Annotated in this window: 17 protein-coding genes and 1 pseudogene; 2 read left to right on the top strand and 16 right to left on the bottom strand. The window is 28.6% G+C overall.

Annotation, left to right across the window (positions count from 1 at the left end; translation table 11 throughout):
- The first annotated feature begins 21 nt into the window (after positions 1 to 21).
- Entirely contained in the window at positions 22 to 759 is a 738-nt protein-coding gene (locus H0I29_RS00830) for a YggS family pyridoxal phosphate-dependent enzyme (protein ID WP_218754075.1), read from the top strand.
- A gap of 271 nt (positions 760 to 1,030) precedes the next feature.
- Positions 1,031 to 2,035, top strand: a pseudogene (locus H0I29_RS00825) (IS30 family transposase).
- A 227-nt stretch (positions 2,036 to 2,262) separates the two neighbouring features.
- Here H0I29_RS00825 and H0I29_RS00815 read toward each other — a convergent pair.
- From H0I29_RS00815 to H0I29_RS00740, 16 genes are all read right to left on the bottom strand, one after another.
- Positions 2,263 to 3,120 carry a DUF6371 domain-containing protein gene (locus tag H0I29_RS00815; RefSeq protein WP_218754073.1) on the bottom strand — a complete coding sequence of 286 codons (858 nt, stop codon included), beginning with the start codon at positions 3,118 to 3,120 and terminating at the stop codon, positions 2,263 to 2,265.
- A gap of 59 nt (positions 3,121 to 3,179) precedes the next feature.
- The gene (locus H0I29_RS00810) at positions 3,180 to 3,368 is read right to left on the bottom strand and encodes a hypothetical protein (protein ID WP_218754072.1); all 189 of its coding nucleotides are present in this window, start codon (positions 3,366 to 3,368) and stop codon (positions 3,180 to 3,182) included.
- A gap of 5 nt (positions 3,369 to 3,373) precedes the next feature.
- Positions 3,374 to 4,408, bottom strand: a complete 1,035-nt coding sequence (locus H0I29_RS00805; protein WP_218731054.1) for an AAA family ATPase — start codon at positions 4,406 to 4,408, stop codon at positions 3,374 to 3,376.
- Between the two features lie 4 nt (positions 4,409 to 4,412).
- Positions 4,413 to 4,631 carry a hypothetical protein gene (locus H0I29_RS00800; RefSeq protein ID WP_218731053.1) on the bottom strand — a complete coding sequence of 73 codons (219 nt, stop codon included), beginning with the start codon at positions 4,629 to 4,631 and terminating at the stop codon, positions 4,413 to 4,415.
- Positions 4,632 to 4,846: 215 nt separating this feature from the next.
- Positions 4,847 to 5,776, bottom strand: coding sequence for a hypothetical protein (locus H0I29_RS00795; RefSeq protein WP_218754071.1), 930 nt, complete (start codon positions 5,774 to 5,776; stop codon positions 4,847 to 4,849).
- Positions 5,776 to 7,137 (bottom strand): site-specific integrase, encoded by a 1,362-nt coding sequence (locus H0I29_RS00790; protein WP_218754070.1) that lies wholly within the window; start codon positions 7,135 to 7,137, stop codon positions 5,776 to 5,778. Before H0I29_RS00790 ends, H0I29_RS00795 begins: the two co-directional genes overlap by 1 nt.
- 225 nt (positions 7,138 to 7,362) lie before the next feature.
- Complete coding sequence (locus tag H0I29_RS00785; protein ID WP_218731050.1) at positions 7,363 to 7,797, bottom strand: integrase core domain-containing protein; 435 nt, start codon at positions 7,795 to 7,797, stop codon at positions 7,363 to 7,365.
- A gap of 66 nt (positions 7,798 to 7,863) precedes the next feature.
- A complete protein-coding gene (locus tag H0I29_RS00780; protein WP_218731049.1) occupies positions 7,864 to 8,223 on the bottom strand; it encodes an integrase core domain-containing protein in 360 nt (119 codons plus the stop codon).
- A 502-nt stretch (positions 8,224 to 8,725) separates the two neighbouring features.
- Positions 8,726 to 9,574 carry an IS3 family transposase gene (locus H0I29_RS00775; RefSeq protein ID WP_254712737.1) on the bottom strand — a complete coding sequence of 283 codons (849 nt, stop codon included), beginning with the start codon at positions 9,572 to 9,574 and terminating at the stop codon, positions 8,726 to 8,728.
- Positions 9,520 to 9,978: a helix-turn-helix domain-containing protein gene (locus tag H0I29_RS00770; RefSeq protein WP_218761396.1), complete on the bottom strand. Its 459-nt coding sequence runs from the start codon at positions 9,976 to 9,978 to the stop codon at positions 9,520 to 9,522. Before H0I29_RS00770 ends, H0I29_RS00775 begins: the two co-directional genes overlap by 55 nt.
- A 101-nt stretch (positions 9,979 to 10,079) precedes the next feature.
- Complete coding sequence (locus tag H0I29_RS00765; RefSeq protein WP_218754069.1) at positions 10,080 to 11,084, bottom strand: IS30 family transposase; 1,005 nt, start codon at positions 11,082 to 11,084, stop codon at positions 10,080 to 10,082.
- Positions 11,085 to 11,719: 635 nt separating this feature from the next.
- Positions 11,720 to 12,181 (bottom strand): IS3 family transposase, encoded by a 462-nt coding sequence (locus H0I29_RS00760; protein ID WP_078617556.1) that lies wholly within the window; start codon positions 12,179 to 12,181, stop codon positions 11,720 to 11,722.
- A gap of 45 nt (positions 12,182 to 12,226) precedes the next feature.
- A complete protein-coding gene (locus H0I29_RS00755; protein ID WP_218754068.1) occupies positions 12,227 to 12,502 on the bottom strand; it encodes an IS3 family transposase in 276 nt (91 codons plus the stop codon).
- Between the two features lie 50 nt (positions 12,503 to 12,552).
- Positions 12,553 to 13,074: a helix-turn-helix domain-containing protein gene (locus H0I29_RS00750; RefSeq protein ID WP_218754067.1), complete on the bottom strand. Its 522-nt coding sequence runs from the start codon at positions 13,072 to 13,074 to the stop codon at positions 12,553 to 12,555.
- A 113-nt stretch (positions 13,075 to 13,187) separates the two neighbouring features.
- Positions 13,188 to 13,835: a DUF3885 domain-containing protein gene (locus H0I29_RS00745; RefSeq protein ID WP_254712671.1), complete on the bottom strand. Its 648-nt coding sequence runs from the start codon at positions 13,833 to 13,835 to the stop codon at positions 13,188 to 13,190.
- 26 nt (positions 13,836 to 13,861) lie between these two features.
- On the bottom strand, positions 13,862 to 14,866 hold the full coding sequence (locus tag H0I29_RS00740; protein WP_218754066.1) for an IS30 family transposase: 1,005 nt from the start codon (positions 14,864 to 14,866) through the stop codon (positions 13,862 to 13,864).
- Positions 14,867 to 14,989 lie beyond the last annotated feature (123 nt).

Genomic DNA, 14,989 nt, shown 5'->3' with positions numbered 1-14,989 from the left:
TTATATAGAAAGTAATTAAAAATGGAAAACATTATAAATAACTTAAAAATCATTCGTAACAGAATGAAATATGCTTGCGAAAAAACAAATAGAAAACCTGAAGATGTACGCTTATTACTGGCTACTAAAACGGTAGGTTCAGAGCGTATAAATTTTGCATTACAACAAGGTGAAACACTAATTGGTGAAAATAAAGTACAAGAGTTAAAACAGAAATGTAATGCCGTAAAAGAGTTAAATCCTGAAATTCATTTTATTGGTCATTTACAAAGTAATAAAATTAAAGAAGTTTTAAAATGGGCAAGTTGCATTGAATCTATTGACAGAATGTCTGTTGCTCAAAAATTACAACAAAGATTAGTTCTTGAAGAAAAGGAAATAGATGTTTATATTCAAGTAAATACTTCGTTTGAAGAAAGCAAATTTGGAATTTCTCCTGACCAAACTATTGAACTTGTAAAGAAAGTTTCCAAATTAAAAAACATCCATATTAAAGGGCTAATGACTATTGGTTTGTTTAGCTCTGATTCAACAGAAATAAGGAAATGTTTTCGTCTTCTTAAACAATTACAAGAAGATATTAAAACCCTTAACGTCCCAAATGTAGAAATGAACGAATTATCTATGGGAATGAGTGGTGATTTAGAAATTGCAATTGAAGAAGGAGCTACAATTATACGAGTAGGAACTGCTGTTTTTGGAGAGCGTATCTATCCCGATAGTTATTATTGGAATGAAACGAAACAAGATACTGAATAAAATACTATTGCCAACAATGTATAAAAAACATAGGGCGTTTGTGCTAAACCGAAAGTTCTGTGAGTTTTAACTAAGTCCGCTAAATATAAAATTTGGCGTTTATAGAAAAAAGATAAAAGCAGAATATTTATATTTAGCTAAGTAATAAACCGAAACGAAAGTGCTTATTAACTGCCCTACGTTTCTTATACTAAACGTTAGCCACAAGTTGAGCAATGTACCCTCCATTCAATAACTTAACGCAACAAATCTAAAATTATAGATTTGTAAAATGGAAGTAAAAAAACATAGACGATTAACTTTGAAAGAAAGAGTGATTATTCAGACTCTTTTAAATGAAGAAAAGTCTAAATCTTATATAGCAATTAAACTCAATAGATCTCGTTCAACTATCGGTAGAGAAGTGAATAAATGGGTGCAAAAAAAAGAACATAGATATGATGCTGAACTTGCTCATTGGTGTGCTAAAGAAGATTATTTAAACAAGAGAAATTTAGATAAAATAAGCACTTATTCTTTACTCAAATTTTTTGTCTACAAAGGACTTTTATCAAACTGGACTCCTGAACAAATTTCTGGAAGATTAAAAGAGTTGTATCCTAATAATTTAGTAATGTCTATTTCACACGAAGCTATTTATAGACACATTTATACTAGACCACAAGCTCGTTTAAATAAAAAGTTAATCAAACTATTAGTACGTAAAAAAACAAGACGTAGAACTCCTAAAAAAAGACGTGGTGGTGGAAGTAAAATCATTAACCAAGTCAGTATTGACAACAGACCACAACATATTGAACTTAGAAATGAAGTGGGACATTGGGAAGGAGATTTAGTGATTGGAAAAAATCATAAAAGTGCTATTGGAACTATTGTAGAGCGCAAAACTAGATTTACTTTAATAGTAAAATTAGAGTTTAAAAAAGCAGGTTAAGTAGCTAATGAGTTTTCTAAAATATTAAACAAATTAAATCCTATTTATAAAAAATCAATGACATATGATAACGGAATTGAAATGGCGAGACACGAAATGATTACTAAAAAAACAGGTATGAAAATATACTTTGCACATCCATATTCTTCCTGGAAAAGAGGTACAAATGAAAATACAAATGGACTCATTAGAAGATATCTTCCAAAAGGAACAAACTTCAATGAAATTGACGTAAATAAACTCCAAAATATTCAAGAAAAATTGAACAACAGACCAAGAAAAATTATAGGATATAAAACTCCAAAAGAAATGATGGATTTAGAACTTAAATTTGTAGCTTAGTAACATCAATAAACAAAAACGGTTTGTTGCGTTACAACATTGAATCCAAGTATAAGAAATAGCTGATTCAGTGATAAATCAAAGGTCAGTTCATTTAATAAAAGTCAGTCCAATCTGAAACTGAAGTGCTTTTTAATCCGATACTTCTCATATACGCAAACCGATACTATCTAAATGTTTGTATAAAGTGATATTTATTTTGAGTGTTAGTGTCTTACATAAGTGTACTACAATAAAAAATCAATTAAATCACCACCGTCTTCAATTTCTAAATTTTCTAACATTGTACTGCATTGGATATTATAACCTTGTTTATTTAAAAGTATTGCTTCTTTGTTCCAATTACTATAAACTGTTTTATCTGGATAAGCAATAACATTAAATTCTTTAATAGATTTTAGCATTTTTTCTTTAAAACCTGTTTTACTACCTGTAGCTAACCAAATGAAATTAGGAATCATAATACTCATGATGATTGCAGTTTTTTCTGATTCTACAATACAAATTGTATCACTTTTAGAAATGCTGTTTATAAGGTGTAGCCCAAATAAACATTGTTGTAATACAAAATTATTTAATTTTAGTTGTTTGTGTATCCAGCTAACATGATTAAAAGGTTTTTTAACTCTTTTACCTGTATTACAATTGTACAACATAATCTTGCCACCACGTATTACGTTTTTTGTGTCTATTTGCCAAAATATTGTTGCTCCATACCAATAGTTTGTTGTCCCTATGTGATACATATCTATTGCTTGTGATACCATTTTAGGCTCAAAATTCCTTAATAAATAGCTTATAAAGTTACTTTGTTGCTTTGTATTACAATATTCTTGCAATACTTTTCTATTGTGATACGAAGGTTGTATTACTTCTGTGATACAGTTATTAATATTTGTAATACAATTTGATGTTGGTTTTTTAAAATAACCACATTTACTTTCTCTATCACATCTTCCATCACTAGAATTTAAATAAAGATTAGTTTCATTGTCAATAAATTTCACAAATGTTTTCTTATGGCAATTAGGGCAGATAAACTTTCTGCTTGATCTATCTAAACTGTATTTATAATTATGTTTCATTTTTTTGAATTCGTACCATTCGTACCTATTTATTGGTACGAATGGTACGATTATGTTTTTTAATTTTTGCGAATGTGATTTTCTAATAGGTAACGTAATCCATCTTCTTTAGTGAAGTCTGGTAGCTCATATTTCTTTTTCGGTTTTATTTCACTTTTTTTTATTTCGCTTCTTAGCATATCGGATAGCTTGATAAACTCTTCTTTAGAAAGAGCTTTGGCTATTGTGTATATGTCTGAAGCAACCATCTATCTTAGATATTTAGTTTTTTTCTTCTTTTTCTGATAGTTCCTTCGCATACATTTAACATTTCAGCTATATGAACATTATTCTTTCCTTCAGAAATTAAAAACTTCATCTGTTCGTCTCTTTCTTCTAAGTCCGATGTTCCAAAAGTTTTAAGATGTGCTTTTTCAGAATCAAAATCTTCAAAATGAAATTCTAGAAAGTTAGTTTCTTTATCAAGACTGCAAACAATAACATTCTCTGAGTGATATAAATGTTCTGTGTTACGTTGCTTAATTTGTTTGATATATCTAAACGATGCTTCTTGAGAACTACTACCAATAGCAAAACAACTATCACAAAAATTCATTAGCATTTTACTTCCTGCTAGATCATTTTTACTAATAGGTTTAGAGTCATCTCTTTTAGGAGTATGAGCTAATACAAGTATTGAAACATTATTTGTATTAGATATTTTTTTAAGAGTTTTCATTAATATCAAAGCATCTTTTGCTTTTTCATTTTCGCTGCTTAAAAAGGTAAGATTGTCTACAATCAAAACAGATACTTTTGTTTTGGTAATAATATCTGACAAGGTTGCGCAAAGATATTCTTCAATATTATTGTACTCTTTTGGTAACTCTAACTCGGTATGAAATTCTGCACGAAGAAAATTTTTATTAAATTGATAATGGTTTTCATATTGTTCAGAACACCTATTTTCAAATTGTTTATCAGATAATTCAAAGTCTAAATAGAGAACTCTTTTAGGAGGGCTTTCAAGTTTAAACCCAGGTATTGCTTTTCCTTTACTAATACTATCCGCTATTTGCACAGCTAAAATAGATTTACCTAAATTAGTGTCTGCAAATAAAATACAAAGCTCATTTTCATACCATAGCTCACTAAAAAGCATGTTGGGTATTGGTCTGTTTTTAGCCTCCTCTACCCAAGTATTTGCTTCTTTAATAATTAAACAACCATATTCAAAACCTTTAATTTTAAGTTTTTTTTGATTGTTTTCTATATCCTTAGTTATTAAATTAACTTTATCTTTTATCATGAAGTTAATTTTTAAGATTATTAGAGTCTATTGGCGGAATAGGCATTATTAACTCACCAATTGTCTTTGATGGATCATACAGACCGTGATTATCTAAACTATTTAAATAGTCTGTTATAATTTCTCTAGTTAAAGCGGATACTTTTATCCCTTTTTCATCCGCTAAAATTTGAAGGTGTTCTTTCTGGTCTTGATCAATTCTAAAATTAATTGTTGCAATCATTTTTACTTTTTGTTTTAAATATTTTTAAAATAAATACTTGTTAAAAAGTAAGGTGATTTTACATCAAAAGATAACTACCTAATTAACAAGAATTAACTAGGTGCAATTACGTGATACAATGAAGCTTTTAAAAGGGAGGGAAAAGGGGAAATGTGTGGGAAATGTGTGGGAATTTTTAAGGTTTATGGGGAATAGTTAAAAATAGCTTCTGATTATTAAAATTGCCCCCATTCTTTTTCAATTTCTTTTACTCTTTTAAAATGTTTATCCCCTTCAGAACTGTTTAATTTAATTTCTCCAAAAGTAAAGCCAAAGTGACTATTTATAATTTTCCCAAAGGACTCGGCAGATGGTGTTTTTATACTTAGTTTGTTACTAAAAAAATCAAAAAGGCTTACGATAAAAGCTCTATTTATTATGTCTTTTATGGTAATTAGATGCTCTATAAATTCAATTTGTTTTAAAGAATGAAATTCTTCAGGGTATTCTTTATATATTATTTGAGCTATTGTTTTTTTTGTAAAGACATTATCTTCTGTAAAAGAAAAACGTTGGTTTAAATCTATTAAAATTAATAAATCATTTTCAAAATCAAACATTTCAATTAACAATTCATTAGTTTGAAGTAAATCTCTGTTAAAGTAATTTATTTCCCCAATAAGGAAGGCTACAACTAACTCATACTGATATTTTAGTTGGTTTTGGAATAATGCTCTAGCTCTCTTTAATTTATTAAATTCATTTTCCGAGACCATTGTAGGTAGATTGTTAGTCCATTTAGAATAAAGATTTTTGAACTGTATTAAGGCAGCTTCTTTTTTTCTAGCTTCTAAAAAACCAAAGGTTTCATCATCAAAGTTAATGTTAAATAAAATATTTTTACATAAACTATTTTTATATTGATTTAATAAAAAGTCATAAACCTCTATAGTAAGTTCATCTGTAAATTTGTAACCAGTATTATTATGATCGTATTTAACTACGTTCTTTCGTTCTCCTAGATTTTCTGTTTTAGTTGATTTTATTATTTCTAATTTATTTGATATAATTATTAAATCATTTTCCTTTAGAAAATTTTCTAATTGTATAATTTTATTCAAAGAGTTTAGTTCTTTTGGAATAATTCCAAAATATTTACTTTCCATTACTTTAATAATTTTGAATAATCTTCAGGCAATACGGCATCAATATCTCGTAGATATAATTCTAGTGCATCCATTGTTGCATGTCCTGTAATTAATTTTAATTTACTTTTTACTTCAAAAGGAGTTGCTGTTTTTGCCATTTCTTTATACAACTTCGTTATAAAGGTATGTCTAAAACTATATAAACCATAATCTTTACCTAAACCAAAATGGTCTTTTACTTTTTTAAACTGTTTGGTAAAATAATTTCTTTTATTGTTTTCTTTTGCTTCCCATTCGCCACCAATTTCATTTGGAGTAAATAAAAAATCGCTTTTATTTAATTTAGATAGATCTGGTAATTGCTTAATTAATATATCAGGAATGATTTTAATTTTTACAGGCTTGTTTTTGGCTCTAACATAAATCTTTTTATCTATTAAATCGATATCACCAATTTTTAATCGACAAACTTCAACAGGTCTAAGAAAATTATAAGATATAAATTGAACAAAAAGATATAATACTGCATCATGTTTTTCTAAATATTTAAAAATATCTTTCTGCTCAGTTGTAGTATAGGTTTTATTTCTTTCTGGTACAGATTTTAAAACATTAATTTTCTTAACAAAATTATTTTCAATTATTTCATTGTCTTCTAACGTTTGAAATAAGGAACTGATGTCAGTACGTGTATTGTTTCTGTTTCTAGGACTTGTTGCTTGTAATACAGTGTTCAGATATTGTATTACAAGTTTCTTATTTATAATTGAAATATCTTCTTTAAGATTATAGCCTTCTTTGTTGAGCCATTTTTTAAATCGTTCAATTCTATTTTTTAAATTTTGATATGAAATTCCACTTAGAACTTTAGATTTGGTATTTAATGCTAAGTCAACAGAAGTGTTAATAGGGGAGAGGATTGGTGTTTCTTGTACAGCCTTTTTTTCAAGATATACAGGAGTTTCCTTTTGTGTTGGTGTATTCTTTATTTTGTCTTCTTCGGGAGAAAGAAGATTTTCGATAAATTCAGCTAAGGAACTATTGTCTTCATAAGGATTGAAGCCTTTTGATAAAACATATTCTAAACTTTCCTTTAATTGAGTTAAGATGTGTATTCTACTTCTTTTATCTTTATAAAGGTTGACTCCAGCTTTTATATTAGTCTGCCTTTTTAGTTTTCCTGTAATTGGATCTCTAAATGAATAATAGACATACCAACTTTTGGATAATGCTTCTTTTTTATCTTTTTTTGACAGTTTAGACCAGTCTCCAATAATAACTCCACCTGTGAAGATTTTTGGCTCTGAATAATTCAATTTCATAGTGGAATCGTGTACTTTATCGTGTACTCTTTGTAAAAGTAAGAAAAATGTAGACATAAAAAAACGAATTGTGAGACACAATTCGTTGATTTAATTAACATTAAGTTTGTAGCGAGAACGGGATTTGAACCCGTGACCTCAGGGTTATGAATTCGAGTTAAAATGCTTATAACGTAATAAATAACCTTTTTTATTTGTAAATCGTGTTCAAAAACGTGTTCAGTTTAGACCAGATTATTAGTATAAATTTCTGTATGCAATTTACTAATTTTACTATATGTTTTACATACTTTTAAAAGATAAATTTTTATACATCTTAAGTTTACATTTTATATTCGGATTTAAGTGTACTTCTGCAGGTTTTCTTAAACCTAGGCTAAAATGTGTTCTTAAATTATTGTAAATGTATACTGCTTGTTTTGTTATTTCTTGGGCAATATCTGTGTTTTTAAGAATTTGTTTTAATCCGTATTCGTATTTTAAAGTTCTATTAATTCGTTCTGCAATAGCGTTTTCGTAAGGATTATATTTTTCAGTCATACTCATTGTAATTCCGTTATTTTCTGCAAATTCCGTGTACTTAGGGTTACAATATTGAAAACCTATATCTGAATGATGAATGAGATTTTTAGTTGGATATTTTCTATTTTTAATAGCCATAGCCAGCACATCTGTACAAAGTGATGTTCTCATATGATTATCAAGTTTGTATCCCATAATGTATTATACTGATATAGGTTGACCTTTTTTGGTCTAATTTATACCTTTTAAATTATTTATATTCTATATAACTAGTTCAGTCAAATTTACATTATTTCTTCGATATGATTTGTATTTGATGTTTGGATTTAAATGTACTTCTGCTGGTTTTCTTAATTCTAAGCTAAAATGGGTTCTTAAATTGTTGTAAATATATACAGCTTGTTTTGTTACTTCTTGAGCAATGGCAGTATTTTTAATGCAATTTCTAAGTCCATATTCATATTTTAAAGTTCTATTAATTCGCTCTGCAATTGCGTTTTCATAAGGATCATATTGTTCTGTCATGCTCATCATTATGCCATTTTCTTCTGCAAATGCTGTGTAAAGTAATGGCAATCCTTTTGTATTACATTTGCAATCCTTTTCGTTTTTGTAATGCAATTATTTATTTTGATGAGAATTTGTGTCGTCTTTGTGAATTTGTAGCAATTGTTTTTACTTTATGATAAACATTGCAGTGTAAGGTAGTAGCAATTCTTTTGTATTACAGTTGCAATCTTTTTTGTTTTTGTAATACAATAATTTATTTTGATATGGCTTTGTGTTGTTTTTGTGAATTTATAGCAATTGTTTTTACTTTGTGATAAAATTGCAGTGTAAAGTAATGGCAATCCTTTTGTATTACATTTGCAATCCTTTTTGTTTTTGTAATGCAATTATTTATTTTGATGAGAATTTGTATCGTCTTTGTGAATTTGTAGCAATTGTTTTTACTTTATGATAAACATTGCAGTGTAGGGTAGTAGCAATTCTTTTGTATTACAGTTGCAATCCTTTTATATTATACTGATATAGGTTGACCTTTTTTTAGGTTAATTTATACCGTTCAAAAGATTTTTTTAGCCGTTTAGAAGGCAAAAAATATTTTGAACTAGTTTTGTTTTCAAATTGTTAGTTCAGTCAAATTTACATTATTTCTTCGATATGATTTGTATTTGATGTTTGGGTTTAAATGTACTTCAGCTGGTTTTCTTAATTCTAAGCTAAAATGGGTTCTTAAATTGTTGTAAATATATACTGCTTGTTTTGTTACTTCTTGAGTAATGGCAGTGTTTTTAATGCAATTTCTAAGTCCATATTCATATTTTAAAGTTCTATTAATTCGCTCTGCAATTGCGTTTTCATAAGGATCATATTGTTCTGTCATGCTCATCATTATGCCATTTTCTTCTGCAAATGCTGTGTATTTGGGGTTACAGTATTGAAAACCTCTGTCAGAATGATGTATTAATTTTTTATCAGGGTATTTTCTATTTTTAATAGCCATTTCTAGCGCTTCTGAACAAAGTGATCTCTTCATGTTGTTATCTAATTTATAGCCCATAATTTGTTTAGAATATGCACCTGTAACGATTGCTAGGTAATTGTGTCCATTGTCTGTTTTAATGTATGTTATATCGCTTACCCATAGTTGTTCTGGTCGAGTAGGAACTTGGTCTTTAATTAGGTTTTTATATTTTCTAAATTGATGATTAGAATTTGTTGTTGTCACATAGTTTTTAAGCTTAGGAACAAGTAAATTATGAAGCCTTAACACATCGTACAACTTATCTCTACCGATTTTAATACCTTGTTTTATAAAGTCTTGTTTAAGTTCATCATATAACTTAATTCCGCCAGTTCTCATACCAACTAATTTTCGATATTCTTGTATCATTGCGATGACTTTTTCATCGTTTAATCGTTTGTTTTCTTGGGTTTTGAGTCTTTTGTAGAAGGCTTGTTTACTAATCCCAAAACACTCATAGAACCATTTTCTTTTAAACGGTTTTTCTTTTTTAGTTCTATCTCTTTCGCTAATGTTTTGGGCAACGACTTTTTTGACAAATCGACTCCAGTAATGATTTCCATGTCAGCAATAATATCTTGTTGAAATTCCTTTACAAACTCCAATTCTTCAATACGTTCCTTTAGTTTTTTAATCTCATCTAATTTACTCATACCTGTATTTTGTTGGACTAAAGTACTATATTTTTTGATCCAATACCCAATTGTAGTTCTAGGAACATCATATTTTTTGGAAGCAAAGTTTGTGGAAATCTGTCCATTCTGAATTTGGTCAACGACGAATAATTTGAGTTCTAAAGTTGCTTTTTCGTACGTTTTTTTTCGCCAGGGTTGTTTTTGAGCTTTCATAAGTGACTATAATTAAGTGTTTAATTTTTAGTCAACCTATTTCAGGAAAGTCTTGGATTCAATGTTGTAACGCAACAAACCGTTTTTGTTTATTGATGTTACTAAGCTACAAATTTAAGTTCTAAATCCATCATTTCTTTTGGAGTTTTATATCCTATAATTTTTCTTGGTCTGTTGTTCAATTTTTCTTGAATATTTTGGAGTTTATTTACGTCAATTTCATTGAAGTTTGTTCCTTTTGGAAGATATCTTCTAATGAGTCCATTTGTATTTTCATTTGTTCCTCTTTCCCAGGAAGAATATGGATGTGCAAAGTATATTTTCATACCTGTTTTTTTAGTAATCATTTCGTGTCTCGCCATTTCAATTCCGTTATCATATGTCATTGATTTTTTATAAATAGGATTTAATTTGTTTAATATTTTAGAAAACTCATTAGCTACTTCACCTGCTTTTTTAGACTCTAATTTTACTATTAAAGTAAATCTAGTTTTGCGCTCTACAATAGTTCCAATAGCACTTTTATGATTTTTTCCAATCACTAAATCTCCTTCCCAATGTCCCACTTCATTTCTAAGTTCAATATGTTGTGGTCTGTTGTCAATACTGACTTGGTTAATGATTTTACTTCCACCACCACGTCTTTTTTTAGGAGTTCTACGTCTTGTTTTTTTACGTACTAATAGTTTGATTAACTTTTTATTTAAACGAGCTTGTGGTCTAGTATAAATGTGTCTATAAATAGCTTCGTGTGAAATAGACATTATTAGATTATTAGGATACAACTCTTTTAATCTTCCAGAAATTTGTTCAGGAGTCCAGTTTGATAAAAGTCCTTTGTAAACAAAAAATTTGAGTAAAGAATAAGTGCTTATTTTATCTAAATTTCTCTTGTTTAAATAATCTTCTTTAGCACACCAATGAGCAAGTTCAGCATCATATCTATGTTCTTTTTTTTGCACCCATTTATTCACTTCTCTACCGATAGTTGAACGAGATCTATTGAGTTTAATTGCTATATAAGATTTAGACTTTTCTTCATTTAAAAGAGTCTGAATAATCACTCTTTCTTTCAAAGTTAATCGTCTATGTTTTTTTACTTCCATTTTACAAATCTATAATTTTAGATTTGTTGCGTTAAGTTATTGAATGGAGGGTACATTTTTTGTATTAACCACAACGTGTTTGTATAAGATTAGTTGCGGTTTTGTGTGCGAGGATTTTCCGCAGGAAAATCAGACGTAACAAAACTGCAACGACTTTTGATTAAGCACTAATGTAGCAATTAATTTTATACGTTGTTGCCAAGTCGTTGATTTTTTTCAGAGTATAAATTATCCAATTAAATTCCGTTTTCCAATTTTCGGCAATTGAGTAAATTCGGTCAGCGTTTTATTCCGTAATATTTTCAATTCCGATTGAGTGAGCAATTCCGCAACTTGCTAAATTCCGCGCGCAATTCAGTTTTTGAGTTTTAAATTCAGGCTTTGATTCTGCAAACTTGCTAAAAATCCGTTGTGATTTTCATTCCGCATTTGAGTGAGAAATCAGTGCAATTTAGTCAACGTTTTATTTCTCAAAAATCAGATGTTTTTAAATTCCGCTTTTCCGTTCAGAGTACGTTCCGCAATGCTTGGCAACGTTATTGTATATGGTTTGTTGCGTGGTTTAAGCACCTAATTTAGCAAATAAAAACCGAATAGAAAATGAAGTGCACCCAAATGTTTAGACAAATTTATAATTAATTTTGATAATAATTAGCTCGATATTCAATCGGGCTCATTCCCTTTAAATTTTGTTTAATTCTCTCATTATTATAATATTTTATATACACTTTAATCTCTTTTTTTAATTGAGATATCGACTTGTATTTATTTATATAAAACAATTCAGATTTTAGAATACCGAAGAAATTTTCTATCACAGCGTTATCTAAACAATTTCCTTTACGAGACATACTCTGAGTAATTCCTTTTTCTGTTAATAATCTTCGATACTGTTTCATTTGATACTGCCATCCTTGATCTGAATGTAATATTAAATTTGTTTGATCTGGTATTTTCTTAAAAGACTTTTTCAGCATAATAGCTACTTGTTTAAAATCAGGTTTTTCAGATAATTGATAATTTATTATTTCTCTATTAAAGAGATCAATTATTGGAGATAGATATAGTTTTTTTCCTAAAACTTTAAATTCTGTAATATCGGTAGCCCATTTTTTATTTGGCCTAATAGCTTTAAAATTTCGTTATAATATATTAGGAGCTGTTTCCCCTATTTGCCCTTTATAAGACTTGTATCTTTTAGCTCTGACTAAACTTTTTAAACCTAATTCACGCATTAACTTGAGTACTGTTTTATGATTTATTAGAGTTCCTGTTTTGTTGATTTCTAAAGAGATTCTTCTATAACCATATCTTCCTTTGTGACGATGATATATTTGATGAATCAATAGTTTTATCTCTTTATATTTATCAACTATAAGACTTCTTTTATGATGATAATAATAACTACTTCTTGCCATGTTCATATGATATAATAAAATATCTAAATCATACTTATGCCTTAATTCTGTTATGGCTTTTGCTTTCTGTTTTGCTCTTGTTGAATTAAGGCCTGTAACTTTTTTAGCAAGTCCAGTTCTGCACGTAATGATTCATTTTCTAATAAAAGTTCCTCTTCTCTTGTTAAAGGTTTATTAGACTTTTTTTTAGCCCTCTTAAATTGCATAGATTTTGGTTTACCTCTAGGTTTAATGTTTAAGCCTATAATACCCTCTTTTTTATAATTACGTTGCCACTTCATAATTACAGATTTTGTAGGAATATTAAATTCTAAACAAGCTTGACTGAAAGATAATGAATCTTTGTCAATAGCTTTTAAAACTTTAAGTTTAAAAGGAATGCTATACACTTTTGTTTTTCTTGGTAATAGTGCTTTTTTACCATATTTTTCATAAAATCGAATCCAATCATGAAGGGTTGTATGATGACAACCATATAACTTAGACACATCTTCAACTGTTTGGTTATTTTTTAAAACTTGCTTTACACATCGAAGTTTAAATGCGTAATCATACTTGACTTTTCTTCCCATAATAATACCCTCAAATAGTGTCTAACTTTTTGGGAGCAGTTCAAAATCCGCGAGGATTTTCGTAAGTAGGCTAGAACTAGCAATAAATTATATACGGTGTTGGCAATAGTGATTTATTCAAATTGTTTTTCCATTACTTCTCTTTGAGATTCAACAATCCATTTGTCAAATTTCAATATGTTCAATTTCAAATCATCTGTTTCGTTACTAAACATTAAACAACCTCTGTCATCATACATCCAAAACCATTTTTTGGTTTTCGGTTGAAAAAAGTACACTAATTGATGAATTGTTGGTGAAAATCCCATCTCTGTATTTGCAATTCCGTTGAATATTTCTTGATAATTAATTCCGTTTCTTTCTACTTTACAAATTGTTAATTTTCCTTTAATTCGCTCAATATTGTCTTCGTCATCAAAATATCTAGTTGCAAGATTTTCCTCAAACTGTTGAGTTTGTATATTTTCCGATTTTAACAATTCATAAATGTGATTTGGCGTTTCAGCAAACATATCGTTTCCAAAATCATAAATAATTATGTATAATTCAGAATCTTTCTCAAAATGGTTCTCAAACAGTTCAGACGCACGTTTTGTTGCTTGTTTTACTCGTTCTTTTGTTCCGTTGTCAAAAGGGTCTCCTAATTCAAATCTCAAATAATATTTCAGTCCACGTTCAATTGTATTGAAATCAGTTAATTCAATATTTGAACCTAAATAGTTTAATTCTTGTTCGAGCTTGGATTCAATGTTGTAACGCAACAAACCGTTTTTGTTTATTGATGTTACTAAGCTACAAATTTAAGTTCTAAATCCATCATTTCTTTTGGAGTTTTGTATCCTATAATTTTTCTTGGTCTGTTGTTCAATTTTTCTTGAATATTTTGGAGTTTATTTACGTCAATTTCATTGAAGTTTGTTCCTTTTGGAAGATATCTTCTAATGAGTCCATTTGTATTTTCATTTGTTCCTCTTTCCCAGGAAGAATATGGATGTGCAAAGTATATTTTCATACCTGTTTTTTTAGTAATCATTTCGTGTCTCGCCATTTCAATTCCGTTATCATATGTCATTGATTTTTTATAAATAGGATTTAATTTGTTTAATATTTTAGAAAACTCATTAGCTACTTCACCTGCTTTTTTAGACTCTAATTTTACTATTAAAGTAAATCTAGTTTTGCGCTCTACAATAGTTCCAATAGCACTTTTATGATTTTTCCCAATCACTAAATCTCCTTCCCAATGTCCCACTTCATTTCTAAGGTCAATATGTTGTGGTCTGTTGTCAATACTGACTTGGTTAATGATTTTACTTCCACCACCACGTCTTTTTTTAGGGGTTCTACGTCTTGTTTTTTTACGTACTAATAGTTTGATTAACTTTTTATTTAAACGAGCTTGTGGTCTAGTATAAATGTGTCTATAAATAGCTTCGTGTGAAATAGACATTATTAGATTATTAGGATACAACTCTTTTAATCTTCCAGAAATTTGTTCAGGAGTCCAGTTTGATAAAAGTCCTTTGTAAACAAAAAATTTGAGTAAAGAATAAGTGCTTATTTTATCTAAATTTCTCTTGTTTAAATAATCTTCTTTAGCACACCAATGAGCAAGTTCAGCATCATATCTATGTTCTTTTTTTTGCACCCATTTATTCACTTCTCTACCGATAGTTGAACGAGATCTATTGAGTTTAATTGCTATATAAGATTTAGACTTTTCTTCATTTAAAAGAGTCTGAATAATCACTCTTTCTTTCAAAGTTAATCGTCTATGTTTTTTTACTTCCATTTTACAAATCTATAATTTTAGATTTGTTGCGTTAAGTTATTGAATGGAGGTTATTTTGTTTTAATTGTGGCTAACGGTTTTGTGTATGGTTAGTTGCGTGTTTAAGCAACTAATTTAGTAAAC

This window comes from Polaribacter sp. R2A056_3_33 (assembly GCF_019278485.1).
Taxonomy (GTDB): domain Bacteria; phylum Bacteroidota; class Bacteroidia; order Flavobacteriales; family Flavobacteriaceae; genus Polaribacter.
Note: the sequence above shows the minus strand (reverse complement) of the source record. Positions and strands in the feature narration are given on the sequence as shown.

Excerpts from the sequence above, each read along its gene's own strand:
- H0I29_RS00830 (WP_218754075.1), top strand. The coding sequence starts at position 22 with ATGGAAAACATTATAAATAACTTAAAAATCATTCGTAACAGAATGAAA.
- H0I29_RS00815 (WP_218754073.1), bottom strand. The coding sequence starts at position 3,120 with ATGAAACATAATTATAAATACAGTTTAGATAGATCAAGCAGAAAGTTT.
- H0I29_RS00810 (WP_218754072.1), bottom strand. The coding sequence starts at position 3,368 with ATGGTTGCTTCAGACATATACACAATAGCCAAAGCTCTTTCTAAAGAA.
- H0I29_RS00805 (WP_218731054.1), bottom strand. The coding sequence starts at position 4,408 with ATGATAAAAGATAAAGTTAATTTAATAACTAAGGATATAGAAAACAAT.
- H0I29_RS00800 (WP_218731053.1), bottom strand. The coding sequence starts at position 4,631 with ATGATTGCAACAATTAATTTTAGAATTGATCAAGACCAGAAAGAACAC.
- H0I29_RS00795 (WP_218754071.1), bottom strand. The coding sequence starts at position 5,776 with ATGGAAAGTAAATATTTTGGAATTATTCCAAAAGAACTAAACTCTTTG.
- H0I29_RS00790 (WP_218754070.1), bottom strand. The coding sequence starts at position 7,137 with ATGTCTACATTTTTCTTACTTTTACAAAGAGTACACGATAAAGTACAC.
- H0I29_RS00785 (WP_218731050.1), bottom strand. The coding sequence starts at position 7,797 with ATGGGATACAAACTTGATAATCATATGAGAACATCACTTTGTACAGAT.
- H0I29_RS00770 (WP_218761396.1), bottom strand. The coding sequence starts at position 9,978 with ATGAAAGCTCAAAAACAACCCTGGCGAAAAAAAACGTACGAAAAAGCA.
- H0I29_RS00765 (WP_218754069.1), bottom strand. The coding sequence starts at position 11,084 with ATGGAAGTAAAAAAACATAGACGATTAACTTTGAAAGAAAGAGTGATT.
- H0I29_RS00755 (WP_218754068.1), bottom strand. The coding sequence starts at position 12,502 with ATGGCAAGAAGTAGTTATTATTATCATCATAAAAGAAGTCTTATAGTT.
- H0I29_RS00750 (WP_218754067.1), bottom strand. The coding sequence starts at position 13,074 with ATGGGAAGAAAAGTCAAGTATGATTACGCATTTAAACTTCGATGTGTA.
- H0I29_RS00740 (WP_218754066.1), bottom strand. The coding sequence starts at position 14,866 with ATGGAAGTAAAAAAACATAGACGATTAACTTTGAAAGAAAGAGTGATT.